Below are 10,689 nucleotides of genomic sequence, written 5' to 3' on the forward strand. Positions count from 1 at the left end.
TGCCCGCGGACGGGTCAGGCGGGAAGGATATTATGCTCCGGACCGAAGGGGAAGCCCGTGATGTTCTCGCTGCCGGTTTCGGTCATCACGAGGATGTCGTGCTCGCGGTAACCGCCCGCCCCCGGCATGCCCTCCGGAATGGTCAGCATCGGCTCCATGGAAACGACCATGCCCGGCTGGAGCACGGTGTTGATGTCCTCGCGCAGCTCGACGCCCGCCTCGCGGCCGTAGTAGTGCGAGAGCACGCCGAAGGAGTGGCCGTAGCCGAAGGAGCGATAGCCGAGCAGGCCGTGCTCGCGATAGATCTCGTTCAGCTCCGTCGCGACATCGCCGCAGCGCGCGCCGGGCTTGAGCAGTTCGAGGCCGCGGCGGTGCACCGCGCAATTGATCTCCCAGATGCGCAGGTGCTCGTCGCTGGCATGGTCGAGGAAAAGCGTGCGTTCCAGCGCCGTATAGTAGCCTGATATCATCGGGAAGCAGTTCAGCGAGAGGATGTCGCCCTTCTGCACGCGCCGCGAGGTCACGGGATTGTGCGCGCCGTCCGTGTTGATGCCCGACTGGAACCAGACCCAGGTGTCCATCAGCTCGGCATGGGGAAAACGGCTCGCGATATGGCGGACCATGGCCTGCGTGCCGGCCAGCGCCACCTCGTATTCCGGCACGCCTTCGCGCACGGCCTTCGCCACGGCGGCGCCGCCGATATCGGCGGTCGCGGCGCCCTCCTTGATGAGGACGATCTCCTTGGCCGACTTGATCGTGCGCAGCCACATGGTCGGCGAGCCGATGTCGACGAATTCGACATTCGGGAAGGCCTCTTCCAGAAGGCGCAGCAGGTCGAGATTGACCTGGTCGAACTCGATGCCGATGCGCGAGACCTTCGGCAGAAGCTGCTGCAGGGCATGGAAGAAGTTGTCGCGCTGCCAGTCCGTGTAGGTGATGTTGTCGCCGAAGGTGCGGCGCCAGGGCTGGCCGGCATCGATGCCGGCGGAAACGGAGGTCGCCTTTTCCGGCGTGATGACGAAGGCGTAGCGCCGGCCGAAGGAGCAATAGAGGAAGTCGGAGAAGTAGCAGATGTTGTGGTAGGAGGTCAGGACCGCCGCATCGAGCTTCAGCTCTTCAAGGATGCGGCGCATGGCATTCTGCCGCCGCTCCATCTCGCTCGCCGAGAAGGTCGGCTGCACCTTCTCGCCATTGTGCATTTCCTGCAGCCGCAGAAGCTGGTTCGGCATCCCCCGCGCAAACATGTTCATATGAACCTCCTTCTCCGCGCCCATCGCGCTGTTTGACGAGGCTCAGCGTAGGAACGTTCGCGGCCGCTGGAAAATTAGAAGTTCCAATGCGGGCATAAGAGACACGAACCCCTGTGCGGATTGCCGATGCCGGAGCGTGGAACTGGATATGTCGTCACCGAAGCCTCGACGGTACCATCCTGACGCGGCGACCTGTATCGCAGCTCCTGCAGGCTTTTACGCGCGCCCCCGACTTCACGGCGGCTTCGAAAAGGCGATCGTCCGTCCCCTAGCGTGAGCGTAATCCGATCGACCCTGGTTTCCGCATCTCCGGATCGAGCGCGGACGTCGGCTCGTCAAAGAGCATGATCTTCGGGTTCCTGCAGAGCGAGCGCGCAATCGCGGCGCGCTGCTGCTGCCTCCCGGAAATCTGCGAGGGATATTTGTGCGCGTGGTCCGAAATCCGCACACGCGACAGATAGGTCATGGCGATTTCGGTGGCTGTCTTCTGGCTCATCGGAGATCGCCGCCGTCCCTGCAGCGACGCCTGTTGATGAACTAGATTACCTGTCCGCCCGACACCTCGATACGTTGACCGGTAATCCAGCGATTGTCGTCCGATAGGAGGTTCGCGATCATCGGACCGATGTCATCCGGCACGCCGACACGTCCAAGGGCCGTCATTCCGGCGAATGTCTTGTTGAGATCGGGCATGTCGCGCACGGCTCCCCCGAGGAAATCAGTCTCGATCGCACCGGGCGCGACCGTATTGGCGGTAATGCCCCGGCTGGCGAATTCCTTGGCCATGTAGAGCGTCAGGATTTCCACCGCGCCCTTGACGGCGGAATAAGCCGAAAATCCGGGATAGGAGATACGAGTGAGGCCCGATGACAGATTGACGATACGGCCGCCCTCGGCGATCAGGGGCAGCAGGGCCTTGGTCAGGAAGAACACGCCCTTGAAATGCACGTTCACCAGCGCATCGAACTGTTCTTCCGTGGTGTCGGCGATCGTCGCCATGTCGCCATGCCCGGCATTGTTGACCAGATAGTCGAAGCGATCCCGTTGAAACGTTTCTCTCAGCACGGCTTCCACCTGCCCGGCAAATGCGGCGATGCTGCGCAGCGTGCCGACATCGAGCTGGAGGGCCGTGGCTTTCCGGCCCCTGGCCTCGATGTCGCGAACGACTGCCTCGGCATCGGCGACATTGCTTTGGTAGGTGACGATGACGTCCACGCCCTTGCCGGCGATGTTGAGGGCGGTGTTGCGGCCGAGCCCGCGACTGGAGCCGGTGACGATGGCGATCTTGGACATTTGAAACTCCTTTGAAACAGGGATGCCGGACAATCGGGGGCTTTTGTCCGAGGCCTGCACTCTGCGTCACGCCGCGCTTTCGGGGTTGCCGGAAACTCGCAGTTCCTTGCCTATTCCTACGAATGGGATTTACAGGTGATGGCGACCACCGCTAGATGCGGCCATGAACGACACGCTTCTCGACATTGCGCTTCGCCATGCGGAAGACCATGCCGACCGTGCGGGGATAGCGCCCTGCCCGATCGCCGGACTGAGCGTGATCCGCTCCACCCATGCGAGCGAGCTTCAGTATGCCGTGTCCCAGCCGCTCGTCGCACTCGTGCTGCAGGGTAGGAAGCGTGTGCGCATGGACAATGAGGTCTTCGATTTCGGCGTCGGCGACTCGCTGATCATCAGCGCCGACGTCCCGACCGTCAGCCAGATCACGGAAGCCAGCGTCGGCGATCCGTATTGCTCCGTCGTGATGGAGCTCGACAAGGCGGTTCTCGCGGAGCTTGCCGTCGATATCAAGGCAGCACCGCTTGCCCATTATTCTCCGATACGCGTCGAGCCGACCGATGAGGAGGTCAAGGACGCGGCGCATCGGATGATGAAACTCGTGGAGCGGCCGACATCGCTGCCGATCCTTGGAGGGCAGATGGTGCGCGAGTTCCATTATTGGCTCCTGTGCGGTCGCCATGGTCCGGCAATCCGGCGGCTGGGCTGGCCGAGCAGCCAGTCGCAGAAGATCGGACGGGCGATCAACCTGCTCCGACGCGACTTTGCCAAGCCCTTGAGGGTCGCTTCGCTCGCCGAGGCCGCGGGAATGAGCCCGTCGACCTTCCATCAGCATTTCAAGGCCATCACGTCCCTGTCCCCTGTCCAGTTTCAGAAGCAGTTGCGACTGATCGAGGCGCGGCGACAGATGCTCTCCGGGGAATGTCCTCCCACTATCGCGGCCTTCAACGTCGGATATGAGAGCGTGCCGCAGTTTACCCGCGAATACGCCCGCATGTTCGGACTGCCGCCCGCGCGAGACACACAGGCGGCGTTGGCGAGCATGCGCGCAGCGTAATGACCGCGAATGGCGCGAGGCTGCCATCATCTACGCTGACTCGAATGTTCGCTTTCGCCCGCATCGCGCAGTTTCTGTAACGACAACATCGTTACGGAAACTTGTAAAGATAATGTCGTTACACAGCGCTGTGGGACGAGACGTGATCCTCAGCGCTCCGACGCCGACCACCACGAGCTGGCCGAATTCAATTCCGGCATCCCTGAACTGGACGATTGGCTGCGTCGCCGCGCCCGCGCCAACCAGGCAAGCGGCGCATCGCGCACATTCGTCGCGTGCGAGGGCAGTCGCGTGATTGCCTATTACGCGCTCGCCTCCGGCGCAGTAAAGCAGCCGGAAGCACCCGGCCGTTTTCGACGCAACATGCCCGACCCGCTTCCGGTTGCCGTCCTCGGCCGCCTCGCCATCGATCGAAGCTTTCAGGGGCGCGGTCTCGGCCGGGCACTGGTGCGCGACGCGGGCCTGCGCCTGCTCAATGCCGCTGAAATCCTCGGCATCCGCGGCATGCTGGTCCATGCGATTTCCGATGATGCGCGCGCCTTCTGCGAGGCGGTCGGCTTCCTATCTTCGCCATCCGACCCCATGATGCTGATGGTCGGGCTGCAGGATCTCAGCCACGCGTTGAATCCCTGATCCTCGTCGTCAGCCCGCTTCCCTTATGTGAACCCGCGCCAGACCATGATTTGAGACGCCGACGATCGTGCCGAGTGCAATGAATGGAAAAGGGCGCCCCTTGCAGAGCCGATGGCCCGCCGGCTTTGCGCATCACCACTCATTTTTGCCGGAAGAACACCATGCCACCGTGGTGGAGCGTGTCCGCATCGACGAACTCGCCATCGGCGGTAAAGCCGGTATCATCCCAATAATCTATGCGATTGCCGCTGACCTCATATCGGCCTTGATAGGCGCTTTGGCGGTTGCCACGGGCTTCGTCATAGCGCCCATTGGGCAGAAGCTCCTGGCGAATGTGCCCATCAGCGGTAATCCACATGCCGACATAGGGATGCTGCTGCATTTCAGTCTCCGTTTGATTGGCGAGGATCGGAACTTGCTGCGATCTGCGCGAGAGGTTGTCCGAGGGGCTGCCGTCCAGCGACAGGGAGGCGCCAGTGGTACTGAGAAGGGCCAGCAGGCCGAGTAGTGGTGCGGATATGATGGTATTCATCCCGAAGGCCCCTCCAAGGCTTACCTGCGGCCCGTGACCGTCGTGCCGCCGAACATGAGCTGTTGCGCCATCGGCCGTGCCATGAAGCGCGCGGGGAAGATCGGTGCGAGCGCGCTGGCCCGGTCCAGCCGTTCGAGCTGATCGTCGGTGAAGACGATGCCCAGCGCGCCGAAATTGTCCTCGGCCTGGGCAAGCGTGCGTGCGCCCATGATCGGCGAGACCACGGCGGGATTGCGCAGTGTCCAGGCAAGCGCGACCTGGGAGCGCGTAGCGCCCATTTCCCCGGCGACGTCGCCAACCACATCGGCGATATCCAGCGCGCGCCCGTTCAAATGGCCGGTCGAGGCGATGATGCCCTTGCGCTCCGACGAGACATTCGCCTCGTTCTCGTCCGTCAGGTCCGAACGGCTGTACTTGCCCGTGAGGATGCCGCCGCCCAGCGGCGACCATGGCAGGACCCCGAGCCCCATCGCCTGCGCCATGGGCATCAGCTCATGTTCGACCGTCCGCTCGACGAGGCTGTATTCGATCTGCAGCGCGACGAAGGGCGCCCAGCCGCGAAGATCTGCCAGGGTCTGCATCTCGGCGACGCGCCAGGCGGGCGTGTTGCAGATGCCGGCATAGAGAATCTTCCCGGCCCCGACGAGATCGTCGAGGGCGCGCATCACCTCTTCGGGCGTGGTCGTGAAATCCCATGCATGCACGTAGAGAAGGTCGATACGGTCGGTATCGAGCTGGCGCAGGCTGGCCTCGACCGAGCGCACGAGATTGAAGCGATGATTGCCGCCGGAATTGGGATTGCCGGGCTCGCGCGCCATGGTGAACTTGGTGGCGAGCACGATGCGATCGCGCTTGTCCCTGATGAGGCCGCCCAGGATTCTCTCGGACGTGCCGTTGGTATAGTTCACCGCCGTGTCGATGAAGTTGCCGCCGCGATCGACATAGGCATCGAATATCCGCCCGGCCTCGGCCTCGTCGGCTCCCCATCCCCAATCGGAACCGAAGGTCATGGTGCCGAGCGAAAGCGGCGAGACGCGCAGGCCGGAGCGTCCAAGCAGGCGATATCGGTCAAGTGCAGTGGTCTTCGACATGAAAGGGCTCTCTCCATGAAAGCGAACGCATCGCTGTTTCTCGCCTTCCTGTCTGACCGAACCCACCGCGTCGGCGGTAGACGGTTTGTCCGAGATTCTTGCACGATTGTCCGAAGGCCGTCGTTTCCGTCTTTCCGGCGTTCCGCCCGTGTGGGATAAGGGGGCATGGATCAACTGGCCGTTCTAACCGAAATCATAGGGCGTCACGCTCCGCAAGACGGCACGCACCGGTGCCGGCTGCCCGGCGTGAAACTGATCCGTTCCTCGACGCCGACGATCCCGATGCCCGTCATCTACGCACCGACGCTTTGCCTTGTCGCGCAGGGCCGCAAGCGGGCGGTGCTGGGAACGACCGCTTTTATCTATGACCCGTCGAGCTACCTGGTTGCGTCGGTGGACCTGCCTGTCATGGGATCGGTCATCGAGGCGAGCGAGGACCGGCCCTATCTCTGCCTGCAGCTCGACCTCGACATGACGGCGCTGGGCGAGCTCGCAATCCGCCATCCGGCAAGGCGTTCCGAGACCGAGGGTCTTCCGGCCGGGCTTGCGCTGAACCGGACCACGCCCGCGCTGCTCGATGCCGCGATCCGCCTGGCGGGCCTGCTGGACACGCCGCAAGACGCCGAAGCGCTCGCGCCGCTGACGATCCGCGAAATCCTCTATCGCCTTTTGACCGGGGCGAGCGGGGCCACCATCCGGCAAATGGCGCAGGCAGACAGCCGTCTGAACCAGATCGCCAACGCGATCGTCTGGATCCGAACACATTTCCGGGACGCCTGCCCGATCGAGCGGGCGGCAGAGATCGCGGGCATGAGCCGCTCCACCTTCCATGCGCATTTCAAGGCGATCACCGCGATGAGCCCGCTTGAGTTCCGCACGCAGCTGCGCATGCAGGAGGCCCAGCGGCTGATGGTCAGTGACGCCATGGATGCGGCCAGCGCAGGCTTCATCGTGGGATACGGAAGTCCTTCGCAGTTCAGCCGCGACTATGCCCGCATCTTCGGGATGCCTCCCGCCAGACACGCCAGCCGCCTGCGCAACACGGCCGAAAGCCGGCCCGTCATGCAGGAACCGGAGGTCGCTGCGTGACAGCGCCTGTCCGGCTGGTGGCGCGTCCATCTCTGGCAGGTGTCTGATCGTCTTCCTCTCGGCAATCGCCCGCGCCGCAACCGTCATCTTTTCTCTTTGGCGATTGACGGAAAAAACTGGGCGGTGAATCCAGAGAGCCGGCACGACTGAAACGGGGTGAAAACTGACAGGCTGCTTTCGGGGGGCGCAAATGGCCAAAGCTGCCGTTGGCGGCGCGGCTTCTCGGAACGGACCGCGTTTCGTTAAAAGCTCCGTCGGGGCGCACCGCGGCGGGAGGAATTGTCTGAGCCAGCGAACTGATCTATAACTGCCGCCGTCGCGAAAAACGACCGCCGGCTCAGGGCACGATATGCTCACCGGGTTGTCGAATACACGTCAGCCATGCCGGGCATGGTTCGGCCAGCGTCTCCGAAAGCAACCGCCTGACGACCTGTCGGGCCGATGGCAGCCGTCAACGTCGATCGACGCTGACGCCTCAATTGGAGCGCTGAAATGCGAAACGAGATTACGATCATCGGTGCTGGCCTTGGCGGCCTCATGCTGGCGCGCGTCCTGCATGTGAACGGCATCCCTGCGACGGTCTATGAAGCCGAGGCGACGGCCGGCGCGAGGGCGCAGGGAGGTCTGCTCGACATCCACGAGAATAACGGCCAGCGGGCGATAAGGAACGCAGGCCTGTTCGATGCATTCGTGGGCCTCGTTCGCCCCGGCGAGGACGCCAAGCGCGTCGTCGACAAGGATGGTGCTATCCTGTTCGACAACCCCGGCGATCACGCCTCCGCTCGCCCGGAAGTGGACAGGGGCGAGCTTCGGGATTTGCTGATCGGGTCGCTTCCGGCCGGGATGATCAGATGGGGCCGGAAGGTCACGTCCATCGCGACCGAAGGCGGACGGCACGCCGTCACCTTTGCCGACGGCGCGACGATCGCGGCCGATGTGGTTGTCGGCGCGGACGGCGCCTGGTCGAAGGTCCGGCCGCTGCTTTCGGATATCAAGCCCGTCTATGCCGGCACCTGCTTCATCGAGATCGCGCTTCTCGGTGGCGGCGCACACCACAAGGCATCCATCGACGCGATCGGCAGCGGCACACTCATGGCGGTCGCTCCGGGCAAGGGCATCATGGTGCATCGCTATGCCGACAGGACCGTCCGCGGCTATGTGGCGCTGCACAGGCCGGAGGAGTGGGTTAGCTCCATCGACTTCGGCGACGCGCGGGCCGGCCTGGCACATCTCGCGAAACAATTCGAGGGATGGGCGCCGCACCTGACCGCCTTCATCACCGACAGCGAGACCGATCCGGCGCTTCGCCCGATCTACGCTTTGCCGGTTGGATACCGTTGGAATCCCGTGCCGGGACTCACCCTGATCGGCGATGCGGCCCATCTCATGTCCCCTTTCGCCGGTGAAGGGGCGAATCTGGCCATGTACGACGGCGCCGAGCTTGCCAAGGCGATCCTCAGCCACCCGAACGACATCGACTCTGCGCTAGCGGATTATGAACGCAACCTGTTTTCTCGTAGCGGCGAGATCGCCGAAGCGTCCGCGCAGAACCTTGCCCGGTTTTTCGGCGATGCTGCGCCATGGAGCGTGGTCGAGCTGTTCAAACGTGTTGCGCGTGCAAGAATTTGACGCCGCGTGCCGATTTAGAGGCCGCCGTTCAGCGCGGCCCCTAATGAGCGGCCTCAGGCTTTCTCCGCGGAATAATCCATCTGCCGCAGATCATCGAGCAGGCCCGGACCGGTCGGCACCCAACCCAGTTTCTCCCGTGTCTGTGCACTGGATGCCACCATGTCCGCCGCGGCGAACATGGCGAACCAGCCGAAATGCGACGCCGCTTCGTCCGGTGAAAGAGAGACGACTGGAAGATCGAGACCGGCAGCGACAACCTCGGCTATGTCCCGCGCCGCCACGCCTTCTTCAGCGACAGCATGGTAACGGGCGCCTGCCTCGGCGCGGTCAAGGGCAAGCACATAGAGCTTCGCCACATCGCGTACGTGGCCGGCCGACCAACGGTTGGCGCCTTGCCCGACATAGGCAACCACGCCCTTCGCCCGCGCCATCTCGATATAGGGGGAGATCAAGCCCTGCTTGAAAGGATCGTGCACCTGCGGGAGCCGTACGACAGACAGGTTCACGCCTGCTTCGAGCAAGACCTGCCCCGCCAGTTCCGACGCGATGCGCGGATTGAAATGATGGGCATCGAAAACGTCTTCCCTGGCAGGTCGACCATCGCCTGGGTCCCCGATGCCGACACCCGAAGTGATGAGCAGCGGTCGATCCGACCCCTTCAGAACAGACCCGAGCGCGGCAATGACACCGCGATCCTTTTCGCAATTGGCCACGAAATTCGTGAAATCATGATCAAAAGCCGTATGGATAACGGCATCAGCGTTTCGTGCTCCGTCTGCGAGCCCGGCCGGATCCTCCAGCGTTCCGAGATGCGCAGTTGCCCCAGCCGCCGCCAAGGCGTTCGCTCCGGCCTCGGAGCGGGTGAGACCGATTACTTCATGGCCGGCGGCCAGCAATTCGGGAAGAATGCGGGACCCGATGAAACCCGTGGCACCCGTCAGGAAAACACGCATGGAAAGTCTCCGATATTGACGTGCCGCCTGATCCCATGAAAAATTGTCCTGTTAAAGTAGTGACTTTATCATGGTATAATTTCCAACAGGATCACGAGCGTGAGCAATTCCGAGAACGTCCTGGGCACGTTCCTGCGCGACCGGCGCATGCGGCTTGACCCCGCGACATTCGGCTTCCAGGTTGGACGCCGCCGCACACCAGGCTTGCGTCGCGAAGAGGTTGCCCAGCGCGCGAACATAAGCCCGACCTGGTACACCTGGCTGGAGCAGGGGCGCGGCGGAGCGCCGTCTGCACATGTGCTCGATCGGATTGCCACCGGGCTCATGCTGACCGAACCCGAGCGCGACCATCTTCACATTCTCGCTTTCGGCCATCCGCCCGAGACGCGATACCGTCAGCCCGAAGGCATTACCCCGCGGCTGCAACGCGTCCTCGATGCCATGCCCCTCAGTCCCGCCATTGTCAGGACGGCCACATGGGATGTGGTGGCGTGGAATGCGGCGGCGACCGTGATCCTGACGGACTATGCCAAGCTCCCCAAGGATCGGCGCAACATCCTTCGCATGATGTTCTCCGACGAACGGGTGCGCGCGGCGCAGGACGATTGGCTGAGTGTCGCCCGCTATGTCGTTGGCGCTTTCCGGGCCGATGCCACGCGCGCAGGTGCCGGCGCGGAAATTCAGCGGTTGGTCGATGAGCTTTCCGCCAGCAGCCCCGAATTCAAGGCGCTTTGGGACGACAATGAAATCGCGGGGTTCCGCGACGGCATCAAGCGCCTCCACCATCCTTTCCTGGGGCCAATAGAACTTGAATTCTCGACCTTTGCGGTCGAGGGAAGATCCGACCTCAACATGATGGTTTACAGCCCGGCCAACCCCGAGGTGATGGAGCAGTTTCAGACCATGATTTCGAAGGCGTGTCGCTGAACGTCGCCCCCGCGCGTACCTGGCTTCACACGACGCCAACCAAATGTCCGCTTCTGGACTCGGCGCGGTGTGTTCGGAATGGCAGCCTTGGTGGGAAGCGGGATGGCGGCTTTCAGGGAAGCGGTCAACGAAAAGCGGGCATTTGTCAACGGCGGAGTAAAAACCGGCCACGGGGCGGAGCAAAAGTCGGCCACTGCGGCGCCGGCCTGAGACCGCCGGGAGGGCTTAAGCCCGAGCG

General features: G+C 63.2%; 10 protein-coding genes and 1 pseudogene. 5 read left to right on the forward strand and 6 right to left on the reverse strand.

Annotated features, from left to right (window positions below):
- Positions 1-14: 14 nt before the first annotated feature.
- The 3 genes and pseudogenes from EV665_RS28975 to EV665_RS28985 all read right to left on the reverse strand — a co-directional run bounded on the left by EV665_RS28975 (position 15) and on the right by EV665_RS28985 (position 2,543).
- Positions 15-1,229, reverse strand: a complete 1,215-nt coding sequence (locus EV665_RS28975) for a M24 family metallopeptidase (protein WP_133036816.1) — start codon at positions 1,227-1,229, stop codon at positions 15-17.
- Positions 1,230-1,554: 325 nt separating this feature from the next.
- Positions 1,555-1,746 (reverse strand): annotated as a pseudogene (locus EV665_RS28980) (ATP-binding cassette domain-containing protein); the annotation flags it as partial.
- A 41-nt stretch (positions 1,747-1,787) separates the two neighbouring features.
- The gene (locus EV665_RS28985) at positions 1,788-2,543 is read right to left on the reverse strand and encodes an SDR family NAD(P)-dependent oxidoreductase (protein WP_133036807.1); all 756 of its coding nucleotides are present in this window, start codon (positions 2,541-2,543) and stop codon (positions 1,788-1,790) included.
- A gap of 163 nt (positions 2,544-2,706) precedes the next feature.
- On the opposite strand from EV665_RS28985, the gene EV665_RS28990 reads away from it, so the two are divergent.
- Positions 2,707-3,597 (forward strand): AraC family transcriptional regulator, encoded by an 891-nt coding sequence (locus EV665_RS28990; RefSeq protein WP_133036808.1) that lies wholly within the window; start codon positions 2,707-2,709, stop codon positions 3,595-3,597.
- Between the two features lie 177 nt (positions 3,598-3,774).
- Positions 3,775-4,230, forward strand: a complete 456-nt coding sequence (locus tag EV665_RS28995) for a GNAT family N-acetyltransferase (protein ID WP_245507869.1) — start codon at positions 3,775-3,777, stop codon at positions 4,228-4,230.
- A gap of 139 nt (positions 4,231-4,369) precedes the next feature.
- Here the strand turns inward: EV665_RS28995 and EV665_RS29000 are convergent, their stop codons facing one another.
- Both EV665_RS29000 and EV665_RS29005 read right to left on the reverse strand, forming a co-directional pair.
- Complete coding sequence (locus EV665_RS29000) at positions 4,370-4,762, reverse strand: Atu4866 domain-containing protein (RefSeq protein ID WP_133036810.1); 393 nt, start codon at positions 4,760-4,762, stop codon at positions 4,370-4,372.
- Between the two features lie 20 nt (positions 4,763-4,782).
- Positions 4,783-5,853: an aldo/keto reductase gene (locus tag EV665_RS29005; protein ID WP_133036811.1), complete on the reverse strand. Its 1,071-nt coding sequence runs from the start codon at positions 5,851-5,853 to the stop codon at positions 4,783-4,785.
- Positions 5,854-6,018: 165 nt separating this feature from the next.
- Between EV665_RS29005 and EV665_RS29010 the strand changes: the two genes are divergently transcribed.
- Entirely contained in the window at positions 6,019-6,942 is a 924-nt protein-coding gene (locus tag EV665_RS29010) for an AraC family transcriptional regulator (RefSeq protein WP_133036812.1), read from the forward strand.
- Positions 6,943-7,434: 492 nt separating this feature from the next.
- The gene (locus EV665_RS29015; protein ID WP_133036813.1) at positions 7,435-8,571 is read left to right on the forward strand and encodes an FAD-dependent oxidoreductase; all 1,137 of its coding nucleotides are present in this window, start codon (positions 7,435-7,437) and stop codon (positions 8,569-8,571) included.
- Positions 8,572-8,624: 53 nt separating this feature from the next.
- Here the strand turns inward: EV665_RS29015 and EV665_RS29020 are convergent, their stop codons facing one another.
- Positions 8,625-9,524 (reverse strand): SDR family oxidoreductase, encoded by a 900-nt coding sequence (locus EV665_RS29020; RefSeq protein WP_133036814.1) that lies wholly within the window; start codon positions 9,522-9,524, stop codon positions 8,625-8,627.
- A 99-nt stretch (positions 9,525-9,623) separates the two neighbouring features.
- Here EV665_RS29020 and EV665_RS29025 point away from each other — a divergent pair, with 99 nt between their 5' ends.
- Positions 9,624-10,451 carry a helix-turn-helix transcriptional regulator gene (locus EV665_RS29025; protein ID WP_133036815.1) on the forward strand — a complete coding sequence of 276 codons (828 nt, stop codon included), beginning with the start codon at positions 9,624-9,626 and terminating at the stop codon, positions 10,449-10,451.
- The last annotated feature ends 238 nt before the right edge of the window (positions 10,452-10,689 follow it).

Source organism: Shinella granuli (genome assembly GCF_004341885.1).
In the GTDB taxonomy this organism is placed as follows: Bacteria; Pseudomonadota; Alphaproteobacteria; order Rhizobiales; family Rhizobiaceae; genus Shinella; species Shinella granuli.

Bases quoted from the DNA above. Each gene is read 5' to 3' on its own strand.
- EV665_RS28990 (WP_133036808.1), top strand. From the start codon at position 2,707: ATGAACGACACGCTTCTCGACATTGCGCTTCGCCATGCGGAAGACCAT.
- EV665_RS29000 (WP_133036810.1), bottom strand. From the start codon at position 4,762: ATGAATACCATCATATCCGCACCACTACTCGGCCTGCTGGCCCTTCTC.
- EV665_RS28985 (WP_133036807.1), bottom strand. From the start codon at position 2,543: ATGTCCAAGATCGCCATCGTCACCGGCTCCAGTCGCGGGCTCGGCCGC.
- EV665_RS29005 (WP_133036811.1), bottom strand. From the start codon at position 5,853: ATGTCGAAGACCACTGCACTTGACCGATATCGCCTGCTTGGACGCTCC.
- EV665_RS29010 (WP_133036812.1), top strand. From the start codon at position 6,019: ATGGATCAACTGGCCGTTCTAACCGAAATCATAGGGCGTCACGCTCCG.
- EV665_RS29015 (WP_133036813.1), top strand. From the start codon at position 7,435: ATGCGAAACGAGATTACGATCATCGGTGCTGGCCTTGGCGGCCTCATG.
- EV665_RS28975 (WP_133036816.1), bottom strand. From the start codon at position 1,229: ATGCCGAACCAGCTTCTGCGGCTGCAGGAAATGCACAATGGCGAGAAG.
- EV665_RS29020 (WP_133036814.1), bottom strand. From the start codon at position 9,524: ATGCGTGTTTTCCTGACGGGTGCCACGGGTTTCATCGGGTCCCGCATT.